The 22,721-nt window shown below is 69.4% G+C and carries 14 protein-coding genes; 9 read left to right on the top strand and 5 right to left on the bottom strand.

All coding sequences use genetic code 11. The annotated features are described in order from the left end of the window. The 5 genes from P2P98_RS11125 to P2P98_RS11105 form a co-directional block, all read right to left on the bottom strand. A partial coding sequence (locus tag P2P98_RS11125) for a hypothetical protein (protein ID WP_275799784.1) occupies window positions 1-922 on the bottom strand: 922 nt, incomplete at its 3' end. 539 nt (window positions 923-1,461) lie between these two features. Continuing rightward, on the bottom strand, window positions 1,462-8,226 hold the full coding sequence (locus P2P98_RS11120) for a PA14 domain-containing protein (RefSeq protein ID WP_275799783.1): 6,765 nt from the start codon (window positions 8,224-8,226) through the stop codon (window positions 1,462-1,464). 268 nt (window positions 8,227-8,494) lie between these two features. Then, window positions 8,495-10,312, bottom strand: a complete 1,818-nt coding sequence (locus P2P98_RS11115) for a DUF255 domain-containing protein (RefSeq protein ID WP_275799782.1) — start codon at window positions 10,310-10,312, stop codon at window positions 8,495-8,497. A 19-nt stretch (window positions 10,313-10,331) separates the two neighbouring features. Continuing rightward, on the bottom strand, window positions 10,332-11,168 hold the full coding sequence (locus P2P98_RS11110; RefSeq protein WP_275799781.1) for an aldo/keto reductase: 837 nt from the start codon (window positions 11,166-11,168) through the stop codon (window positions 10,332-10,334). A 50-nt stretch (window positions 11,169-11,218) separates the two neighbouring features. Beyond that, window positions 11,219-12,613: an aminotransferase class I/II-fold pyridoxal phosphate-dependent enzyme gene (locus P2P98_RS11105; RefSeq protein WP_275799780.1), complete on the bottom strand. Its 1,395-nt coding sequence runs from the start codon at window positions 12,611-12,613 to the stop codon at window positions 11,219-11,221. Window positions 12,614-12,748: 135 nt separating this feature from the next. Here P2P98_RS11105 and P2P98_RS11100 point away from each other — a divergent pair, with 135 nt between their 5' ends. From P2P98_RS11100 to P2P98_RS11060, 9 genes are all read left to right on the top strand, one after another. After that, window positions 12,749-13,597 (top strand): nitrilase-related carbon-nitrogen hydrolase, encoded by an 849-nt coding sequence (locus P2P98_RS11100; protein ID WP_275799779.1) that lies wholly within the window; start codon window positions 12,749-12,751, stop codon window positions 13,595-13,597. Window positions 13,598-13,599: 2 nt separating this feature from the next. Beyond that, window positions 13,600-15,036 carry a dihydropyrimidinase gene (gene hydA / locus P2P98_RS11095; RefSeq protein WP_275799778.1) on the top strand — a complete coding sequence of 479 codons (1,437 nt, stop codon included), beginning with the start codon at window positions 13,600-13,602 and terminating at the stop codon, window positions 15,034-15,036. 11 nt (window positions 15,037-15,047) lie between these two features. Continuing rightward, entirely contained in the window at window positions 15,048-16,076 is a 1,029-nt protein-coding gene (locus P2P98_RS11090; protein WP_275799777.1) for a TIGR03842 family LLM class F420-dependent oxidoreductase, read from the top strand. A 7-nt stretch (window positions 16,077-16,083) separates the two neighbouring features. Then, the gene (locus tag P2P98_RS11085; RefSeq protein WP_275799776.1) at window positions 16,084-17,037 is read left to right on the top strand and encodes an ABC transporter permease subunit; all 954 of its coding nucleotides are present in this window, start codon (window positions 16,084-16,086) and stop codon (window positions 17,035-17,037) included. Further along, a complete protein-coding gene (locus tag P2P98_RS11080) occupies window positions 17,034-17,828 on the top strand; it encodes an ABC transporter ATP-binding protein (protein WP_275799775.1) in 795 nt (264 codons plus the stop codon). Before P2P98_RS11085 ends, P2P98_RS11080 begins: the two co-directional genes overlap by 4 nt. Then, the gene (locus tag P2P98_RS11075) at window positions 17,825-18,607 is read left to right on the top strand and encodes an ABC transporter permease subunit (protein ID WP_275799774.1); all 783 of its coding nucleotides are present in this window, start codon (window positions 17,825-17,827) and stop codon (window positions 18,605-18,607) included. The genes P2P98_RS11080 and P2P98_RS11075 overlap by 4 nt, the downstream gene beginning before the upstream one ends. Window positions 18,608-18,679: 72 nt before the next feature. Then, on the top strand, window positions 18,680-19,852 hold the full coding sequence (locus P2P98_RS11070; protein WP_275799773.1) for an ABC transporter substrate-binding protein: 1,173 nt from the start codon (window positions 18,680-18,682) through the stop codon (window positions 19,850-19,852). 92 nt (window positions 19,853-19,944) lie between these two features. Continuing rightward, complete coding sequence (locus P2P98_RS11065; protein WP_275799772.1) at window positions 19,945-21,186, top strand: LCP family protein; 1,242 nt, start codon at window positions 19,945-19,947, stop codon at window positions 21,184-21,186. Window positions 21,187-21,399: 213 nt separating this feature from the next. Beyond that, window positions 21,400-22,557: a glycoside hydrolase family 3 N-terminal domain-containing protein gene (locus P2P98_RS11060; RefSeq protein WP_275799771.1), complete on the top strand. Its 1,158-nt coding sequence runs from the start codon at window positions 21,400-21,402 to the stop codon at window positions 22,555-22,557. Window positions 22,558-22,721 lie beyond the last annotated feature (164 nt).

Raw genomic sequence — 22,721 nt, 5'->3', positions numbered from 1 at the left:
CGCTAAGCGCCCCGATTGCACCGCCCTCAAGTAGAGCAGAGCCTAGTCCGCTCCAGGAAAACCGGGAGGTACCCCCGTTTTGCGCCGCATAGCCTCCTGCCGCCGCGACAGCACCAATAGCCGCTCCAGCAACGATCCCGCAGACAACGGTCACCCCACACGCGACGGCTGCCGCAACCCTAGCGACGATGCCAGCGACAGTGATGACACCGGCGAGCCATCCGCGCCATTCCTCCGCATTTCCGCTCAGACCGTTCTTGCCGATGGGGTCGGTCGGCCAGACGTAGTCGTTGTCGACGCCACCCTCGACCGGGTCGACCTGCAAGAACCGACCCAACGCGGGCACATACAACCGGGCGCCCATCTCGATCACCAGCGCCGTCTCCAACGCTTCGGTGAGTTTCTGCGCACCCTGATGCCACCCCGTCGTGCCGTTCACCGCACCCGCATCGTTCGCCGCGGACGTACCGAGCGCCAGGGTCACCGGATCGAGGGGCTGCCCGAACGGGTCGTACACCTGCACACCCGACGACGACGCCCCATCGCCCGTGGTCAGCGTGTGACCCTGCAAAGACGGATACGACCACGACGCCGCACCCGACGCGGGAACATCGACCGTCACCCCACCCGGCAGCGACAAGAACACCGTCGCTGCGGCATCCCCCGACACCACCGCCCACGGGGAATCACCCGCACCCGCGTACACATACCGCGACGTCACCGCCGGAGCATCACCCGCCGAATCCACCGTCCGCGACACCACACGACCCGAACCATCCCGCACCAGCGACATCACCGACCCGGCATACGTCCGCGTCCCGATGTGACGGTTCTCCGCCTCACACGAGAACAACAGATTCGACAAACGCGTCGTGTTGCCCCGCACACCATACGTGATCTCGTCAGCATTGAATTCATCCACGATCTGCGACGACCCCGGGCCCACACCACTTGTGGTCACTCCCCAACCGAGCCAGATCGAGATTCAGACGTGGAATGGGCATCACGAATCATCCGCGCCACTCGGAGCACGGTTCGCAACCTCCCAACCGTGCTCGGAAAGGATTTACCCCTCTCGCCCACTTTTTCGAAACGCAAAATCGAGATGGGTCCCACAAACGGCAACCATCCCACCTCGCCCACAGCAGCCAAACCAAGATACGGCTCGGTCGAGACTCTCTCGATATCCGCCAAGGGGACGCGATAATCGCGAACCCAGCTACGCACCACTACAACATCCTGGACTATAAAAACGCCCATAAACCATGGTCGCAGCATCCAGTAAGCGCATATCGCGTAGATCGTTAAGACCAGCGCGAAAGTGCCCACCCCCACCATTCCTTCTGGCAAACGTCCGCCAGCTGTACCCAGGATGGTGGCTGTCGAGAAGGTGAGCCCGTAAGACATACCGGCGACACGAGCCCCGCGAGCAGATCCCGGAATTGCTATTCTGCTCACGATTCACCGAACCCATCTTCTCATGAAGGCATCTCGTATTCGCTTGCTCGTCCACTTGGAGGATTCTGGGCGCAGAGCGTCTCCTGCGGCATTAACGGCCACATTCGCTGCCGCTGTCAAAGGCAATTCAGTCTGGAAGTTCGCCGATCGAACGGTCCGGCGATATAACCCACGCCCGGTAAAGGAACCGAGTTGATTGACGACACGCGCTCTCGCAGTCGCCTTAATTGTTGATGCCGCCGCCTTTAGAACACCGCTCACACCTACAGTGCTAGCGACCGCTCCCACTGCCGCGACTGCGGCCTCGCCAATCCGTCCCTGTGCCAGATACGCAACGGTCTCGACTACTCCGCATGCAGCGCCTACCCATCCCGGGATGAACCCGCAGGCGAAGAGCGGTGCCTTTCCGACCGCAGAATCAGTGATTGCACGCCCCCAGTCCTCCCACCATGCCCGCCCGGTCAGGTCGTTCTTTCCGATGGGGTCGGTGGGCCAGACGTAGTCGTTGTCGACGCCGCCCTCGACCGGGTCCACCTGCAAGAACCGACCCAACGCCGGCGCATACAACCGGGCGCCCATCTCGACCAGCAGTGCCGAGTCCACCGACTCCGTCAGCTTCTGCGCACCCTGATGCCACCCCGTCGTGCCGTTCACCGCACCCGCATCGTTGGCCGCCGTCGTGCCCAACGCGAGAGTCGCCGGGTCAAGGGGCTGCCCGAACGGGTCGTACAACTGCACACCCGACGCCGACGACCCATCGCCCGTGGTCAGCGTGTGACCCTGCAACGACGGATACGACCACGACGCCGCACCCGACGCAGGGACATCGACCGTCACCCCACCCGGCAGCGACAAGAACACCGTCGCTGCGGCATCCCCCGACACCACCGCCCACGGGCTATCACCCGCCCCGGCGTACACATACCGCGACGTCACCGCCGGAGCATCACCCGCCGGATCCACCGTCCGCGACACCACACGACCCGAACCATCCCGCACCAGCGAGACCTTCGACCCCGCCGCCGTACTCGTCGCGACATGCCGGTTGTCGGCGTCATACGAGATCGACAGATCAGCCAGCCGCGTCGTGTTGCCCCGCGCGTCGTACGCGAGCTCACCAGAGCTGACTCCATCCGAGACCGACGACGCTCCCGGCACCGCACCGGACACACTGCTCGAGAGCAGACGATCCGCCCAGTCGTAGCAATAGTCCGTCGTCGACACGAGAGCCGCAGACGACCCGGGCGCGGTATACCGATCGACGGACCGCGTCCGATTCCCCGAGGCACCGGCTGCGGTGTTCGGACCGCACCCACCCGACGACGCGAACTCGTACGACAACTCGTGCCCCGGAATCTTCGCCGACACGAGCCGTCCCGCCGCGTCATACCCATACGTCGATTCGAAGACCCGGTCACCCTGCGAGATGCTCTCCCGCACGATCCGCCCCGCCACCGACCGCGTCACCTCATCGGTGATCGACGCCGACGACGGGAACGACCACGTCTGCGCCCCGATCGTGCCGCGCTTGTCATCCCAGGCCACACCCAGCGACGACCCGCCCAGATACGACACCTGCGCGATCCGCTGTTTGGCGTCGAACGACGAGGCCGCGTACACCTGACCGTTGAACGTCACCGTCGTCGTCTTGCCGTCACGGTCGTACGCGAACGCCGTCGTTGACGACGGCACACCCGGTCCCGCCGTCGTCACACGGAGCACCCGCCCGGTCAGCGGCTCGTAGACCGGAGTCGTCACGACGCCCCACACGCCGGCGTACGACACCACGCGGCCGAGGAGGTCGGTCTGGGTCGACGTCGCCGAGGTGCTCGACCCGGCGATGGGTGTCCCCGTGACCGTCACCGTCAGACCGGTTGGAGTCGGCGTGTACGCGGTCGTGACCGTGTCGGTCGCGACACCCGCGCCACCCACCGAGACCTCTTTCACCGTGCGACCGCGCGCATCGACCGTGGTACACGACCACGCCTCGTCACCCGTGACACGCGTGCCGGCCGTCCGACCCATGACGTCGTAGACGTACGAGGTCACAATCGCGGGGCCGCTCGCCGGTGTCGGCCCCGTCGATGACTTCAACATCCCGAACTGGCGCGTTCCTGCGGGCACGCCGCAGGTGTCTTCGGTCACTTGCTCCGCGTCGCCGTAGTACGCGCGGGTCGTGCTCTTGGCATCCGTGATCGAACCGGATGCCGAGGCAGCGGGCATCGCCTTCGACTTCTGCCGCAGCCACCCGGGACCGTTGAGCTGCTCGAACGACGCGGTGTTCTTCAGCGCCAGACCACCCGGGTCGACGGTGCTTTCGGTCACCTGCCCGACCACGGGGTCGGCGTACGTGTTCGCGGTCGTCACCGACGGTGCCGCCGCTCCCACGATGGTCGTGGCGTCGTCGACCGTTCTCGACGTGACGAGTCCGTAGTCGGGTCGGAGCTGCGAGCCGGGCACGATCGCAAACTCTCCGTTCGACGGCGTCGCCCACTTCAGTTGCAGGAAAGCCGAAGAGGTGATGTCGAAGTACTCGATCCGGATACGGCGTACGTCTCCCGCAGCGACCGTGAAAGCGGCACTCGTGCCATCGGTTCCGGCGGGCGCGCCCCAGCGGTCGATGATGAGCACGTCGTCGAGCCACACCCGCGCGCCGTCGTCGCTCGTCGTGCGGAGGCGGTAGGTGCCCGCCTCAGGGAAGGTGATGAGGCCGGTCAACCGCAGCGACCAGTGATCGCTCGACACCCCCGCGATCGGTGCATTCGTTCCCCAGTCCCTGTCGACGGCCCCTCCGGTGAGGCCCGCGATGCCGAGACTGTAGGCCTCAGGCTTGCCCGAGAGCTTCTCGGTGTTCGAGTAGTACGCGGCCTGCAGACCGTTCAGCCCACCGTCGTACACGGTGCTGCTCGATGCCGGGACGATCCCACAGCCGCCGACGTCGAGAGGCTGTCCGACGGGTCGCCCGTCGGAGGCGAAACAGGCCGCCGGCGCCGCGCCATACGCCGCCACCGGGCGGTCGGTGCGGTCGTACACGCGCGTCGACACGAGCCCCGTGGCATCCGTCGTCCGACGCACGAGGTCCTTCGCCGGGTCCCATTCTTGGCTCGTGGTGACGCCCATCGCGCTCGTGGATGCCGTTTGGCGCCACGCCGCGTCGAAAGTCACGGTCTGCGAGACACCCGGGAGACCCGCGATCGAGACCGTGGTGCGGCCATCACCGTAGGAATAGGTGCGCGACGGACGCTCCGACGTCGTCACGCCGTCGGGCGCGGGCAGGGTCACCCCCGTGGCCCGCGAACCGTCGTAGGTGATCGAGGTCGTAGCCGGGTCGGCGGCACCCGCCGCGACCGGGACGGGAATGCTGTCGTTGGCCGTGGCATCCCGGATCTGGCTCAGCAATCCGCCGGCGCTGTCGTAGCCGAAGAGGGTCAGCTCGTCGCCCGGATCGAGAATCGCCGCGAGCTGGCCGTTGCCGTTATAGAACAGCCGTGACTCCGTCCCGTCGGGGTACGAGATGCGGCACAGCATGTCGACCGGGGCCTTCGCGAATCCGGTGCCCGGCCGTTCGGGGCAGGAGGAGCGGTCACCGTTCTGGTACGTGAAGGAGACCTTGCGGGTGTACTGGTCGCCGCTCTTCGACACCGGGTCGACCACCTCGATGGCGACGCCGTTGGCGTTCAGGATGCTCTGCGGGGCCGCGGCCTTCCGAACATCTTCGGGAGGGGTGGCCGAGGCCACGCGGCCCTCCTTCGTGAAGTGATAGACGGTGCCGTCCTCATCGGTGAAGACGACCCAGCCGTTGCCGTCGAGCGAGAGAACGCCGTACTCCCCACTCGGGGCGGTGTAACCGCCCGTGGAGGCCTTCGTGTAGGTGTGGGCCTTGCCCGTCGTGTCGGTGAGGACGACCGAGGCGTCGGTGATCTGCGCGGAGACCCAGTTCGATGACGCCCCCGCCAGGGGAACGGAGGCACCCCAGCCCTGCGGCAGAGTCGTGACCCGCTTGGTGAACCAGTCTGGCGGAATGGTCATACGGGTGGGCGTGGACGCCCCCTCGGGGGTGTACTCGATCCAGAGGTCGACATGGGCGTCGCCCGTCTCTTCGTAGTACTCCACGCGCAGAGGCTTGGCGCCGCCGCTCGCGGTGACGGTGGAGCCCGCCGCAGTGACCCACGCACCGCCCTGCCACCGCTCGAACTGCTGGCGACCGTCGTAGAAGACGCGGATGCCGTCGTCGTGCGATGCGCCGAACCGGATCTCCCGGCCGACCAGCGCCGAGGGCAATGTCAGGAAGCCGGTCCACCGCGCCAGGAAATGGTTGACGGGAAGCGCGTCGGTCGGCGCCCCGAGACCCCAACGGAAGGAGACCGCGGGGTCTGTACGGACGAGAGCCGCGGTCTTGTCGGTGAAGACGTATCCACTGGGGGCAGAGGGAGCAACGCCGCCGGCCCGCGCGTCGAAGTACTCGCCGGTCAACCCGCGATTGGCATCGGCCACCTCTTGCGAGTTGTACGTGAACGACATGCCCATAGCGCCGCCGAGTGTCTGGACCGTCGGAGACGCGAAGGACACATTCATGTTGCCGTTGGCGAGGTTCGTCGTCACCGCGCCGGCTGTGTCATAGGGAGACGGACCCGAGGAACCGAGCCTCAAGTCGGTGCGCAGGCGACGGACCCACCCGTTCTCGGTGTTGATGTCTTGGCCGTCATTGGTCGTCACTGTCCACGAGTAGACACCGCCGTCTTGGAGCGTTCCCTGCGGCACCGTCCACGAGGCCACACCATCGGCTGCGGTGATCCACCCCGACGTCACGACCGCACCGGACCGCGCGTCTTGGCCTGTGGCGATCTTGAACTGGTAGGTCATCGCCCCGCCCGTGGCGTCCGTGTCGGAGACAGCACCGACGCGCAGGGTCGGCGTGAGCGTGGTCACCGTGGTCGGCGTCTCGCTCACCGCACTGCCGGGCCTCGCGGTCGCGGCGTCCGGCAACGGAACGGCGTTCGTCGTGAAGGTGTAGGTCGGTGATTGGCGATAGGTCGATTGCCCCCAGAGCCCATTGAGGTCGTCGACCAGCGAGACCCTCCAGTAGTACGGTGTGCCGGTCCGCAGGAGACCCGCAGGCACTTGGTATTGCTGACCGCTCTCCCAGTTGCGCGCGGCGATGATGTTCGTCATCCCGGGGTCGGTGGCGAGCTCGAACGCATACTGCTGCGGCCGCCCGCCGGGGTTCGTCGATGAGACCCCGAGGATCGGTGCCAGGCCGATTCCCGTCCACCCGTCTCCGACTCGCGTACCCCACACCGACGGGTAATCCCACGACTCGACCCAAAGGTCGGACTGCACACGCTTGAAGGAGTACGACGACCCCTCCCAGCCGCCGATCATGAACGCCGGACGGTCACCGATTCGAAGGTTGCTCGCCAGGCGCGCGGCGACACCGTCACCCTCGACATCGGCCCAGCCCGTGGAGAGGTTGTAGTTGCCGAGGTGCGACCCCATCCCGTTGTACGAGAAGCTGCTGGCGTGCTGCACCCACCCCGTCTGCATCGACGTGGTGCCCTGGTTGTCGTATCCGACACCGATGTTCGCCGCCGCGATGAACTTCCCCGGAATCGCCCCGTAGTCGAATGCGACCACCGATCGCCAGAAGCGGTTTCGCCCGCCCTCGCGGGTGTTTCCGACCATCTGGCTGCCTCGCCACACCGTTCCGTCCGATTTGTAAGCCGACGCACCGTTCGGCGTCATCACCGTGGGGTCGATACGGACCGGGTACACGCGGGCGGGATCGCTCAACCACGTCCGATCTGCGCGGAGCGTGTACCGCCACGATCCGTCACTCGCCTGCCAGAGCGAGACTTTGAGCGCCGTCCCCGCGCTCTCGCGCTCGCCCTCGGCCCCGCTCGAGTCGGTGGCGATGGGGGTCGGGATCATCAGCACCTCGACTCCGGCCTCATCGGTGAAGATCACCGAGTCCGCCTCGCCGAGGGCGGGAGTCAACGAGCCCGCGTCGATCCGCCAGGTCCACGAGGAGCGCTTCGTCGGCGTGGCATCCAGAACGAGAGACTCTTTGACCGCCCCCGACTCCACGCGGTACTCGAGGTCGGCACTTCCGAAGACGTCCTGGTAGGTGAGTTCCTCCCAGTCGTCCCACCACCAGAACGGAGCGGCGAGCTCGCCCGCCTCCGCGCCCAGGAGCGCGAACGACACGTCGTGCCCGTCGCGCGAGACCTCCACGGACGGCGCGTCATCACGCCCACCGCGGAAGACCGGAGCGAGGGGGTGGTCCCGCACGGTCCAGTCGTCACCATCCCGTGAAACGGACGTGTTGACATCGACCCACTCGCCGTTGTCGTCCCGCGCACGCGCGGGCTCGGACGACACGCGCGTGACGGTGGCCCCGAAGGCGTTCGTGTACCGCGTGGCATCCTCGGACTCGTCGATGCGGCGCAGGCCAGACGTGTCGACGGAGCGCTTCTCCCACTCGGCCACGGCGTCCGAGACGGGCGGCGGCGTCACATCCGGGATGACCTCGGTGCTGTCGCGAGGCAGCGTCTTGTCGAAGGGGATCGCGAAAGACCCCTCGGGCAGCTGAGGGGCGGCGGTGGCCTCATCGGTTGAGGGGAGAGCAGGAGCGTCCTCGCTCGGCACCTCCTCGGGACGGAGAGTCGCCGGCGCGACCGCCATCGCCGCATCGAGCGGGACGGCCACGCCGATCACCAGGGAGACCGTGGCCAGCACGGAGACCAGCCAGAAACGAGAAGAGAAGCGCATGCCCACCCCGCGGAGACCGCCCGACGTGGCGGAGAACGTCGCCTGCTGTCTCAGGCTCCGCTGAGGTTAGGCATCACGATTTCCCAGGTTCAGCGGTGCTCCGCGTCGTTCCGCGGCGCGCGGAGGGCGTTTTCACCCGCGCGCCGGGCGGGCGGCATCCCGTGTTCGCCCTCGTGGCTCGACAGTCCGTGGCGGCGCTCCGCGCGGGCCGGGCGGCGCGGCGCATATGCCCGGAGCACTCGCCGGATCTACGTCGCGCAGGGCAAGGTCACACCAACTGCGCCGGATCCGTCGTCGGCAGCGCGCAGGTGAACGCCCGGCAGTCGTAGGCCGTCGCCTCGCCGCCGAGCGCGGTCTTCCCCTCGAAGAGCGCGAAGCCCGCCTCGGCGAACGCCGCGGCCTGTTCCGGAGAGACCACCGCAACCACGTCGGCGGCGACACGGCGGGCGGCGTCGGCGATCTCGGCATCCGTTTCGCCGACGACGACCACCTGACGAGGGGCGGATGCCAGTCCCACCGCCACCTCGAGGATCGCACCGTGCGCGAGGGGCGTCGCCAGAGCGCCGTCCGCCGCCGCGCGGACGAGCGTTTCGGCGGCGGCTCGGTATTGCTCCCCCGCGCCGAGCCGCCAGAGGTCGAGGGCAGCTGCGGCGAAGACCGAGGGCCCCGAGGGCGAAGCACCGTCGCTCGGGACGCCGTGCGGCTGCATCCCCTGAGCGAGGAGCACCGGGTCTCCCCCACCGGGAGGATGGATGCCGTCGTCGCCGAGGCACACGTCGATCAGGGCGCGCGCCCGCGAGGCGTAGGCCACTTCGCCCGTCGCCCGCGCGAGGGCGAGCAGACCGCGGGCGAGCCCGCCGTAGTCCTCGAGCGTCGCGGGAGCGGCGGAGCGGATCTCGTCGAGCGAGGCGCGGCGGAGCGTCCCGTCGTCGGCGACGTTGCTCTCGAGCACGGCGTCGGCCGCCCAGCGGGCCGCCTCGAGGAAACGCGGGTCGGTGCGCGTTCCGGCGGCGGCGAGTGCCGCGATCGCGTGGCCGTTCCAGCCGGTGACGACCTTGGCATCGAGGGCGGGCGGCTGCAGCGCCGAGCGGTCGGCGACCCGGTAGTACCCGCCTTCCGAGCGTTTGCCGTCGATGATCGACTCGGAGTCCTGCGCCGCGGCGATGCCGCCGGACGGCAGCTGGAGCACGTCGACGAGGAACCGCGCCGCGTCGATCGCCGTCGTCTCGTCGTCCGCGGCGAGGGCGACCTCGATGAGACCGGCGTTGTCGGTGAGCATGCGCTCGTAGTGCGGCACGCTCCAGTCGCGGCGGGTGGCGTAGCGGAAGAAGCCGCCCTCGACGGTGTCGTGCAGGTCGGAGCGGGCCATGGCGGCGAGGGCACGGGATGCCACGGCTGCGGCATCCGGCACCTCGGACGCGAGCGCGGGGTGCTGCAGGAACCTCAGCACGGGGGTGTTGGGGAACTTCGGGGTCTCGAACGCGGGACCCGCCGCAAAGCCGGCGTATTCGCGGTCCTCACGGGCGGCCACGGTGCGTGCGGCGGCGGCGAGCTGTTCGAGGGTGGGCGGCGCGTCTGCCGGAGCGGTGGCCGCCGCGGCCAGAGCGTCGCGGAGCGAGGAGCCGGTGGCATCCACGTCGCTCCGCCGTTCGGTCCACGCCTCGCGGACCGCGGCGAGGACCTGACGGAACGAAGGCTGCGGGGGCCGGGGCACGGGCGGGAAGTACGTGCCCGCGTAGAAGACGCGACCCTCGGGGCTGGCGAACACCGTCAGCGGCCAGCCGAGGTGGGGCGTGAAGGCGGAGGCGGCGTCGAGGTAGGCGGCATCCACATCGGGGTGCTCCTCGCGGTCGACCTTGATCGACACGAAGCCGTCGTTGAGGAGGGCGGCGGTCTCGGCATCCTCGAACGACTCCCGCGCCATGACGTGGCACCAGTGACAGGTGCTGTAGCCGATCGAGACCATCACGGGGACGTCTCTCTCGGCCGCGAGCGCGAACGCCTCGGGCCCCCACGGGAACCACGCGACGGGATTGTCGGCGTGGGCCCGCAGGTAGGGGCTCGAGGCGTTCGCGAGGCGGTTCATACGCGCGGGGCGCCCGCGGTCAGTTCAGGTCGTCGGGGTGCGTGCCCACGCGGCCCGAGCCGTCGCCCGGGTCGATGGCGTCGATCGCGGCCATCTCGTCGGCGGTGAGCTCGAAGTCGAACAGGTCGAAGTTCTCCTCGAGGCGCTCGCGGCGCACCGACTTGGGGAACACGATGAAGCCGTGCTGGATGTGCCAGCGCAGCACGGCCTGGGCGGGGCTCTTGCCGTGGGCTTCGGCGGCATCCTTCACCGCGGGGATCTCGAACAGGTCGTACTTGCCCTGGCCGAGCGGCCCCCACGACTCGATGTGCATGTCGTGCTCCTGACCCCACGCCGCGATCTCGCGCTGGCTGAGGGCGGGGTGCAGCTCGATCTGGTCGACCACGGGGGTCACGCCCGTCTCGGCGACGATGCGCTCGAGGTGCGGCACGAGGAAGTTCGAGACGCCGATCGAGCGGGCCTTGCCCGCCTCGCGGATCTCGATCATCTTCTGCCACGCGTGGACGTAGTTGTCGTTCTTCGGCGTCGGCCAGTGGATCAGGTACAGGTCGACGGCGTCGAGCTGCAGCTTCTGCAGGCTCTCGTCGATCGCGGCGAGCGGCTCGTCGCCGTCGTGCCGGTCGTTCCAGAGCTTGGTCGTGACGAAGAGCTCGTCGCGCGGGATGCCGCTCGCGGCGATCGCGCGGCCGACACCCTCTTCGTTCTTGTAGATCGCGGCGGTGTCGATGTGGCGGTAGCCGACCTCAAGAGCCTCGGACACGGCGCGCTCGGCGTCGTCGGCGGGTACGAGGAACACGCCGTAGCCGAGCTGGGGGATGGAGTTTCCGTCGTTGAGTTGCACAGAAGGAACGGTCATGCGTTCAACCCTAGAAGTCCCCACCGACATCGGCTCCGGGGTTGACGCGTCTACGCCAGCGGTGCGGCCGAGGCCGCGCGGGCGAGCGCCTCGGCGACGAGCCGGACGTTCTCGACGACCGATCCGGCCGTCACCCGCACACGGTCCCCACCCGACGGCGAGGTGTCGGGGTCGACGACGAACGGAGACCCGGCGGCGATGCCGATCCCCTCGGCAGCCGCGTGCACGAGCGCGGCACGTTCGTCGCGGACCGGCATCCAGAGGTTGATGCCGTCGGGGTCGCCGACGTCGATGCCGAGGCGGCGGAGGGCCGCGGCCAGACGGTCGAGACGGTCGCGATAGATCAGGCGCGCTGTGCGCACCGGCGCCGTGGAGCGCGGGTCGGTGAGCAGCTCGAACAGCACCGACTGCAGGAGCCGCGACGTCCAGCCGGGGCCGAGCATGCGTCGGCGCACGATCCGGTCGACGATCTCCGACGGACCGCCGAGGGCCGCGATGCGCAGGTCCGGGCCGTGGGACTTCGAGAACCCACGCACGTGGACGACCTGGGCCGGGAGCCACAGCGCGAGGGTCACCGGCGGCGCGCTCGCGATGAGGGCGGAGTGGTCGTCTTCGATCACCGTGACGCGGGTGCCGCCGGGGACGCTCAGGAGCACGTTCGCGAGTCGACGTGCGCGCTCGGACGACATCGACACTCCGGTCGGATTCTGTGCGCGCGGCTGGAGCAGGACGGCCGAGGGGCCGAGCGCGAGAGCACGGGCGAGGGATGCCGGAATCACACCGTCGGCGTCGGACTCGAGCGTCACCGGCACCGCGCCGGCGGCCTCGATGAGGTCGAAGAAGTAGGGGAACCCGGGCGACTCGACCGCGACGCGGTCGCCGAAGCGCACCACCTGATCGAGCGTTCGCGAAATGCCGTCGAGGGCGCCGTCGACGACGGTGAGCTCCTCGACACCGCGCACGGGCCACTGCTCGCGGAGAACGTCGTAAAGGTCGGGGAGCACCGGGAGGTCGTGGTACCGCCCGGTGTCGGCGCGCGGCCGGGCGAGGGCGAGCGCGCGCTCGATGGAGGGGAGCATCGCGGGGTCCGGAGTGCCGAGCGAGAGGTCGAGGCGCAGCGCCGCGACGTCGCGCCCGGCCCCGAGGCCCCGCGGGGCGCCGGGGACGCGGGCGGCCGACATCCCCTGCACGCGCGGACTCAGCCACTCCCGCCGTTCGGCGCGGACGAACGTCCCGGCCCGGCCGCGCGAGAACACGACTCCCGCGTCGGCGAGCGCACGCCATGCGGACGCGACGGTTCCCGTCGACACCCCGAGGGCGGCGGCGACGTCGCGGACCGTGGGCAGTCGCTCCCCCGGTGCGAGCGTCCCGTCGCTCACGAGCCGCGCGATCTCCGCCGCCAGGCCGGCCGACGTGCGCTCCACGAAGGAGTCGGGCGGGATCATGGGCCCCCAATTTACGGCGGTGTCACTCGTGGAAATCGTGGAGAAATGTTCAGGCGCGACAGTAACAGAACCGGGCCCTCTCCCGTCGGCAGCGACGGAATCGAGCCACGACGGCCCGGGAGGAACGAGGGCACCATGACGACGGTACGCGCCGCGATCACGCAGACCACCTGGACCGGCGACAAGGCATCGATGCTGGACAAGCACGAGCAGTTCGCGCGGGATGCCGCGGCGCAGGGCGCCGAGGTCGTGTGCTTCCAGGAGCTGTTCTACGGCCCCTACTTCGGCATCACCCAGGATCAGAAGTACTACCGCTACGCCGAGCCGGTGGACGGCCCCATCGTCCAGCGTTTCGCGGCGCTCGCCAAGGAGCTGGGACTCGTCAGCGTGCTGCCCATCTACGAGGAGGCGCAGACCGGCGTCTACTACAACACCTCCGTGCTCGTCGACGCCGACGGGACCGTGCTCGGCAGCTACCGCAAGAACCACATCCCGCACCTCGACAAGTTCTGGGAGAAGTTCTACTTCCGCCCGGGCAACCTCGGCTACCCCGTCTTCGAGACCGCCGTCGGCAAGGTCGGCATGTACATCTGCTACGACCGGCACTTCCCCGAGGGATGGCGCGAGCTGGGCCTGAACGGCGCGCACATGGTCTTCAACCCCAACGCCACCAAGCCGGGCCTCTCGAACCGCCTGTGGGAGGTCGAGGGCCCCTGCGCCGCGGTCGCCAACGGCTATTTCGTGCTGCAGCCGAACCGCGTCGGCCGCGAGGACAACGAGTACGGCGAGGATGCGGTCACCTTCTACGGCACGAGCCAGGTCATCGACCCGCGTGGCAATCACGTGGGCGCCGTCGGCTCGTCGGAGCACGAGGAGGTGCTCATCCGCGACCTCGACATGGACCTCGTGCAGCAGATGCGCGACGACTGGCAGTTCTACCGCGACCGCCGGCCCGACACCTACGGCGAGATCGTGGAGGCCTGATCATGGGCACCACCCTCATCTCGGGCGGCACGGTCGTCTCGGCGACCGGCCGGAGCGCCGCCGACGTGCTGCTGGACGGCGAGACGATCGCCGCCGTCCTCGCCCCCGGCTCCACCCTGCTCGGCCATGACCTCACGGCATCCGTCGACACCGTCATCGACGCGACCGGGAAGTACGTCATCCCGGGCGGCATCGACGCGCACACGCACATGCAGCTGCCGTTCGGCGGCACCAGCGCCTCGGACACCTTCGAGACGGGCACCCGCGCCGCGGCCTGGGGCGGAACCACGACCATCGTCGACTTCGCCGTGCAACGCGCCGGCGAGCGCGTGCAGGACGGCCTCGCGCACTGGCACGAACTCGCCGCCGGCAACTGCGCGATCGACTACGGCTTTCACCAGATCGTCGGAGGGGTGGATGCCGACTCCCTGGCCGCTCTTCCCGGCTTGATCGACGAGGGCATCTCGAGCTTCAAGATGTTCATGGCGTACCCGGGTGTCTTCTACGCGGACGACGCGCAGATCCTCCGCGCGATGCAGGTCGCGGCCGACACCGGGTTGCTGACGATGATGCACGCCGAGAACGGCCCCGTCATCGACGTGCTCGCCGAGCAGCTCATCGAGAAGGGCAAGACCTCGCCGTACTTCCACGGCGTCGCCCGCGCGTGGCAGATGGAGGAAGAGGCCACGCATCGCGCGATCATGCTGTCGAACCTCACCGGGGCTCCCCTCTACGTCGTGCACGTCAGCGCGAAGCAGGCGGTGGAGCAGCTCGCGTGGGCGCGCGACAACGGACAGAACGTGTTCGGTGAGACCTGCCCGCAGTACCTGTACCTCTCACTTGAAGACCAGCTCGGCGCCTCGAGCGAGGAGTGGGGCGACTTCGAGGGCGCCAAGTGGGTGTGCTCCACTCCCCTGCGGTCGAAGCACGAAGGGCACCAGCACCACATGTGGCAGGCGCTGCGCACCAACGACATCCAGATGGTGTCTACCGACCACTGCCCCTTCTGCATGAAGGACCAGAAGACGCTCGGCCAGGGCGACTTCCGCGCGATCCCCAACGGCATCGGCTCGGTCGAGCACCGCATGGACCTCATGTACCAGGGCGTCGTCACGGGCCAGATCACGCTCGAGCGCTGGGTGGAGCTGACCAGCACGACGCCCGCGCGCATGTTCGGCATGTACGGCAAGAAGGGCGTCATCGCCCCGGGTGCGGATGCCGACATCGTCGTCTACGACCCGGCCGGGCACACCTCGATCGGGGTGGGCAAGACCCACCACATGAACATGGACCACTCCGCGTGGGAGGGCTACGAGATCGACGGACACGTCGACACCGTCATCTCGCGCGGCAAGGTCGTCGTCGACGACGGCGCGTACATCGGCGCCAAGGGCGACGGGCGCTTCGTCAAGCGCGGCCTGAGCCAGTACCTGGTCTGAGAGGAGAACCCATGGATTTCGGTGTCGTCCTGCAGACCAACCCGCCCGCGGCCCGCACGATTCAGCTCTCGCAGCTCGCCGAGGCGCACGGCTTCAGCCATGTCTGGACCTTCGACTCGCACCTGCTGTGGGAGGAGCCGTACGTCGTGCACTCGGCGATTCTCGCGGCCACACGCCGCGTGACGGTCGGCCCGTTCGTGACGAACCCCGCGACCCGCGACTGGACCGTCACGGCGTCCACCTTCGCCACCCTCAACGAGATGTACGGCAATCGCACGATCTGCGGCATCGGCCGCGGAGACTCGGCCGTGCGCGTGACGAACGGGCGCCCCACGACGCTGAAGGCGCTGCGGGAGTCGATCCACGTCATCCGCGAGCTCGGCAACTCCCGGGCCGTGGAGTACAACGGCGCGACCCTGCAATTCCCGTGGAGCCGCGGGTCGAAGCTCGACGTGTGGGTCGCCGCCTACGGACCTCTCGCGCTGAAGCTCACCGGAGAGGTCGGCGACGGCTTCATCCTGCAGCTGGCCGACCTCGACATCGCCGAGTGGATGATCAAGACGGTCCGCCAGGCCGCCGAGAACGTCGGCCGCGACCCCGACGAGATCGCGTTCTGCGTCGCCGCCCCGATGTACATCGGCGACGACACCCCCGAGTCGCGCGCGCACATGATCGAGCAGTGCCGATGGTTCGGCGGCATGGTCGGCAACCACGTCGCCGACATCGTCGCGAAGTACGGCGACGGCTCCGATGTGCCCGCGGCCCTCACCGACTACATCGCCGGGCGCACCGGGTACGACTACAACTCGCACGGCAAGAGCGACAACGACCACGTCGACTTCGTGCCCGACGAGATCGTCGAGCGCTTCTGCGTGCTCGGGACGGCCGAGGAGCACATCGCCAAGCTCGAGAAGCTTCGCGCCCTCGGCGTGACGCAGTTCGCCGGCTACCTCCAGCACGACAACAAGGAGGAGACGATGCGGGTGTACGGCGAGACCGTGATCCCGGCCCTGTCCGAGCACGTCACGGCGAAGCGGTGAGCGCCCCGTGACCGATCAGGTCGTCACGCCCGGCGAAACCGCGATCGTCGGGAGAGCAGCGTCCGCACGCGGACGCACCGCGGCGGCCCGGATCGGCTGGGGTGCGGCCGGGGTGGCGGCGGTCATCGCCCTCTGGGAGCTCTACAAGTTCCTCGGGCCGGCGGACGGCGTGACCGTGGGCGGGGACGGATCGGCCGGGTCGGGCGTCATCCTGCTCCCCCGCACGCACGACCGTGCCATGCCGCACGTGTGGGACATGATCGCGCGGATGTTCGCGCCGACCAGCGGAGGGGACACGCCGCCGCTGCTGCTGTCGGTGGTCCAGGCCGCGGGAACCACCCTCGGCCTCGCCGCGCTGGGGTGGCTGATCGGCGTCGTCGTCGGCTCGCTGCTGGGGATCGCGATGCAGCGGTGGCGCCTGGTCGAGGCGGGACTGCTGCCCTGGATCGTCGTGAGCCAGATCGTGCCGCTCATCGCGTTCGCGCCGGTGGTCAACGCGCTCGGCACGCAGATCGATCGCTCCGGTTTCCCCTGGCCGCAATGGTTCTCGGTCGCGCTGATCGCGTCGTACCTCGCGTTCTTCCCCGTCGCGGTCGGCATGCTCCGCGGGCTGGAAGCCCCGGACGCCCTCCACCTCGACCTCATGCGTTCGAGCTCCGCCGGGTGGTGGCAGACCCTCGTGCACCTGCGCCTTCCCGCCGCCGTGCCGCACCTGCTCCCCGCGCTCCGCCTGGCCGCGGCATCCGCCGTCGTCGGTGCCGTCGTCGCCGAGGTGTCGATGGGCCTGCGCGGCGGGATCGGCCGCATGCTCATCCAGCTCGCGGGGCAGGCGTCGTCCGACCCCGCCGCGCCCTGGGCTCCCACCTTCGGCACCGTCGTGATGGGACTCGTCGCCGCCGGCGGCGTCGCCCTGGTCGGCGTGGCCCTTCATCGTTTCCGTCGCGGGGAGGACACCGCATGACCACCGACACCGCTGTTCGGGCCCGCGGGCTCGGAAAGGTCTTCCCGAGCGCGGGGGGTGAGGTGATCGCCCTGACCGACGTCGACCTCGACATCGCGGCCGGCGAGTTCGTCTCGCTCATCGGCCCCTCCGGCTGCGGCAAATCGACTCTGCTCCGCCTGATCGCGGACCTCGACACCGCAACCAGCGGCGAGCTCTCCCTTGCCGGGAAGACGGCACGGCAAGCGCGACTGGACCAGGACTACGGCATCGCGTTCCAGCAGGCGGGTCTTCTCCCCTGGCGTACCGTCGCGGCGAACATCGCGCTGCCTCTCGAACTGCACCGGTGGACCCGCAGCCGCCGCGACGCTCGCGTCGCCGAGCTCGCCGAGCTCGTGGGTCTGACCGACTTCGTCGGGCGATACCCCGACCAGCTGTCCGGCGGCATGCAACAGCGCGTCGCGATCGCCCGCGCCCTCGCGGCCTCGCCGAAGCTGCTGCTGATGGACGAGCCGTTCGGCGCGCTCGACGAGATGACCCGCGAGCATCTGCAGAGCGAGCTCGCCCGGATCGCCGCCGAGACCGGAGCGACGGTCGTGTTCGTCACCCACTCGATCCCCGAGGCCGTGTTCCTCTCCGACCGGGTGGTGGTGATGAGCCCGCGCCCCGGACGCATCACCGACATCGTCGACACGCGCCCGGGCCGCGCCCGCGACGACCTCCTCCGCGAGTCCCCCGAGTACTTCGCCCGCGTCACCGCGGTGCGCGAAGCACTCCACGGCTCGCCCGTGCAGCGGGCGAACGAGCGATGAACGCCGTCCGCCTCCCCGGCTGGGCACGCCTGCTCGCCCCGATCGTCGTCGGCATCGCGGGACTCGCCGCCTGGTACGCGTTCGTCGCCTCGGGCAGCGCCCCGCGGATGCTGCCCGATCCGTTCGCCGTGGCCGCCGAGTTCGTCGAGCGATTCGGCCTCATCGCCGAGGCTGCGGGGGTGACCGGAACCAACGCCCTCGTCGGACTCGTCGCGGGAAGCCTGCTCGCGATCCTGCTCGCCGCTCTCGCCGCCACCTGGCGCCCCGTCGACGGCATGACTGCGCCCCTGGTCGCGGCCCTCGCCGTCGTGCCGATCGTCGCGCTCACCCCCATCTTCAACACGATGTTCGGCGCGTCGAGCCAGTTCGGCCGACAGGCCGTCGCCGCGATCGCCGCGTTCGTTCCCGTGTTCGTCAACACACTCCGCGGACTCCGCCAGACCCGCCCGGTCCAGCGCGACTTCTTCCGCGCCACCGCCGCCAGCGGAGGGCAGACGTTCCTGCGTCTCACGCTGCCGACGGCCCTGCCGTACCTCGTCACGGGCGTGCGGGTCGCGGCATCCCTCGCCGTCATCTCCGCCCTCGTCGCCGAGTACTTCGGCGGACCCGCCGACGGCATCGGCACGGCGATCGCCACCTACGCCAAGTCCGGACGCGCCTCCCTCGCCTGGGCGTTCGTGGGCGGAGGCATCGTGATCGGCCTCGTCTTCTTCCTCGTCACGTCACTGCTCGAACGCCTCGTCGCGCGCCGCCTCGGTGCGGGACGCGCGCGCGGCTGATCGGCATCCACCCCGCGACGAAAGAGCCTGCACCACCCGCCACACGCTCCACCCGAACCGGAAGGACCTTCCATGAGACACAGCATCCGACGCACGCTCGGCGCGATCGCCGGCGTCAGCGTCGCCGCCCTCGCGCTCTCCGCCTGCTCCGGCGGCAGCTCCGCACCCGCGGCATCCGACGCCGACTTCACCCCGCTCACCTCGGTGAAGCTGCAGCTGCAGTGGCTGCCCCAGGCGCAGTTCGCGGGGTACTACGTCGCCCTCGACAAGGGCTACTTCCAGGAGGAGGGTTTCGACAAGGTCGACGTCGTCCCCTCGGGCGGTGACATCGTGCCGCAGGACGCGCTGGTCGCCGGAGACGTGGACTTCGCGGTCGCCTGGGTGCCCAAGGTCCTCGGCACGATGGAGAACCAGGGCGTCGAGCTCACCGACATCGCGCAGGTGTTCCAGAAGTCCGGGACGACCCAGGTGTCGTGGAAGGACTCCGGCATCGCGAAGGTCGACGACTTCGAGGGCAAGCGCATCGGCTCGTGGGGCTTCGGCAACGAGTGGGAGATCTTCGCCGCCATGGCCGACAAGGGCCTCGACGCCTCGACGGTGAAGATCACCACGCAGGACTTCTCGATGAACGCGCTCCTCGACAAGGACGTGGATGCCGCCCAGGCGATGACGTACAACGAGCTCGCGCAGCTGCTCGAGACGGTGAACCCCGCCACCGGCAAGCTCTACACGATGGACGACATCAACGTCATCTCGTACCAGGACACCGCCGGCGCCATGCTGCAGGACGCGATCTGGGCCGACACGAAGCGTCTCTCCGACGACCCCGCGTACGCCGACGCCGCCACGCGCTTCCTCAAGGCCGTCACGAAGGGCTGGGTCTTCGCGCGCGACAACCCCACCGAGGCGGCGGACATCACCTACAAGGCCGCGACGGCTCCCGGTGTGAACGCGTTCCCCGTGGGACCCGTGCACCAGCTGTGGCAGATGAACGAGGTCAACAAGCTCATCTGGACCGGCGGTGACTTCGGCACGATCGACTCCGCCGCGTGGGACAAGACGGTCCAGGGCGCGCTGAAGGCGGTCAACCAGGACGGCCTCAACCTCATCACGACCGAGCCGGCCGACTCCGCGTACTCGAACGAGTACATCGACAAGGCGCTGTCCGAGCTGAAGGACGAGGGCGTCACCGTCGACGGTGACTACACGCCGATCGACGTGACCCTCACCGAGGGCGGTCAGTAACACCACACGCACGCGCGGGGCGGCCGGATGCCATCGGCCGCCCCGTCGCGCACGTCCGGGGTTCTTTGCGAGCGGCGTGGTTTACTGACGCCGTGCCCCCCGAACCCTCCGCCGCTCACGCCCGCCGCCGCCCCGATTCGGGCTGGCGCCGAGGACTGAAACTGCTCGCCATCGGCCTCACCGTGGCCGTCGTCGCCGCGGTCGCCGTCGGCGGCGTCTACGCCTGGATGCTGTCGCAGCGCCTGCAGGAGGCCGCGGTGCCGCTCCCCGACGCCCCCTCGCAAGCCCCGTCGCTGAGCGAGTACGCGGGCGCGTTCGACGTGCTCATCGTCGGAACCGACGAGTGCGACGACCAGGTCAAGGACGATTTCGGCGAACGCTGCAGCGATCCCGAGGCCGAGGGCATCCGCAACGACGTCAACCTCCTCGTGCACGTGTCCGAGGCTCCGCGCCGCGCCACCGTCGTCTCGTTCCCGCGCGACCTGCGGCTCGAGATCCCGGAGTGCACCAACGAGGACGGCTCGGTGTCGTCCGGGGCGTGGAAGGCGTCGATCAACACGGCGTACGAGGCCGGCGGCCTCGCGTGCGTCGCCAGCACGGTGTCGAACCTCACGGGTCAGCAGATCCCCTTCGCCGCGAAGGTGAGCTTCGGCAACGTCGTGAACATCACCGACGCCGTCGGCGGGGTCGAGGTGTGCATCGGCGGAGACGGCATCAACGACTACGACGCCGGGATCAACTGGGAGCCCGGCCCGCGCGTCGTGCAGGGATACGACGCCCTGGCGTTCCTGCGCACGCGCAAGGGCATCGGCGACGGCAGCGACCTCGCCCGCATCGGCAACCAGCAGCAGTACCTCTCGCGGCTGCTCAACAAGGTGCGCAGCGAAGAGGTGCTCTCCAACCCCGCAACCCTGCTGGGGCTCGCGAACACCGCGGTCAACAACGTCACCCCGAGCGAGAGCCTCGCCGACCCCGTCCGCATCGCGCAGCTGGCGTACACCCTCAAGGACGTTCCGCTCAGCGACACGACCTTCGTGCAGTACCCGGTGCTGCCGGACCCCGACGACAGCGACAAGGTCGTTCCCGACCTCGACGGTGCCGCCGTCCTGTGGGATGCCCTCGCCCGCAACGCCCCGATCGCGCTGACCGGTGAGCTCGGCGCGAACGAGGGCGTGACGCTCGACCCCTCGGCCCCCACGGCCGAGCCCACGGCGCCCGAGACCCCGACGCCCGGAGCGACGGATGCCACCCCCGGCCCCGAGGTCGTCGAACTGCCGGGGAACGTCAGCGGGAGCAAGGCCGACCAGGCGACCTGTTCGCGCGGGAACGGCTGAGGTCCGCCCGACCGCGGCGACGGCGTCGCGCCGGGGCTGAGATGCGGCGCTCGGTGGGTGCGGCGGAGGCCCGCGCGACCGCGACGACGGCGTCGCGCCGGGGCCGAGGTGCGGCGCTCGGTGGGGCACGGCTGAGGCCCGCCCGCGCGGAGGCGCGGCGAGTCCCGGCGCAAGGGTCCGAGGTTCCGACGCCCGGTGCGAGAACATCGGAGGGTGAAAACCGCCACACGGACCTGCGCCCTTCTCGTGCTCACCGCGCTCGCGCTCACCGGGTGCGTCCCCGAGCCTGCTCCGACGCCGAGTCCGACGGCATCCCCCTCTCCCTCACCGACACCCACGCCGACGCCCACGACCGACCCGCTCGCGGGGATGAGCCTCGACGACAGGGTCGGGCAGATGTTCATGGTGGGCACGTCCGTCGACGGAGCCGACCAGACCACCCTCTCAGCGGTCGCGGACGATCACATCGGCGGGATCTTCCTACACGGGAGATCGGATGCCGGCGCGCAGGCGACCGCCCAGCTCGTGTCGACATTCACCTCGGCGCAGGCCGCGGGTCAACCGTTGCTGTGGGTGTCCACCGATCAGGAGGGCGGCGAGGTCCAGGTGCTGAGCGGCCCCGGGTTCGATGAGATCCCCTCCGCGGTCGACCAGGGGCAGCAGGACGACGCGACCCTGCGCAGCAACGCCGCGACCTGGGGCGGGCAGCTCGCGCAAGCCGGCGTGAACATGAACCTCGCACCCGTCGCCGACATCGTCACGAGCCCCGAGACCGCGCAGAGCAACCCGCCGATCGGCGAGCTGCAGCGCGAGTACGGCTACGACGGGCCGACGGTGGCAGCCAAGGCCGGGGCGTTCGCCGCCGGGATGCGCGACGGCGGCGTCCTGCCGACCTTCAAGCACTTCCCGGGGCTCGGGCACGTGGGCGACAACACCGACACGACCGCGGGGGTGACGGACGAACTCGTCACGGCCGACGGCGCCGACGTCGGCGTGTACTCGACGGTGCTGCCGGAGGGACCGGCGGTGGTCATGCTGTCGACCGCGATCTACGACAAGATCGACTCGTCGGCGCCCGCCGCGTTCTCGCCCACGGTGGTCGGGGTCCTTCGCAACACGGTCGGCTTCGACGGGGTCGTGACCACGGACGACCTCTCCGCCGCGCAGCAGGTCCAGGCGTGGTCGCCCGCCGACCGAGCGACGCTCGCCGTCGAGGCGGGGATCGACCTGCTGCTCGTCTCGGCCGATTCGTCGGTCTACCCCGAGATGCACCAGGCCGTGCTGTCGAAGGCGCAGAAGGACAGCGCGTTCGCCGCGAAGGTGGACGCGGCGGTGACCCGGATCCTGGCCGCGAAGGCCGCGATGCCCTGACGCCCGTTCGCGTGATTTGCCGGAGAACGTCGCTTCTCCGCCCTCCGAAGCGACACATTGCGGCAATCCACGCGAGTCGGAGCCGCCGCCTCCGCTCGCGAAACCCACACGGCCCGACACTGAGGTGCCGCATATGTGCGCCACACCCCGCCCGACGCGACCAC

This window comes from Microbacterium sp. Kw_RZR3, assembly GCF_029222405.1.
Taxonomy (GTDB): Bacteria; Actinomycetota; Actinomycetes; order Actinomycetales; family Microbacteriaceae; genus Microbacterium.
The sequence above is the reverse complement of the archived record's forward strand: the minus strand, read 5'-3'. Positions and strand labels throughout refer to the sequence as shown.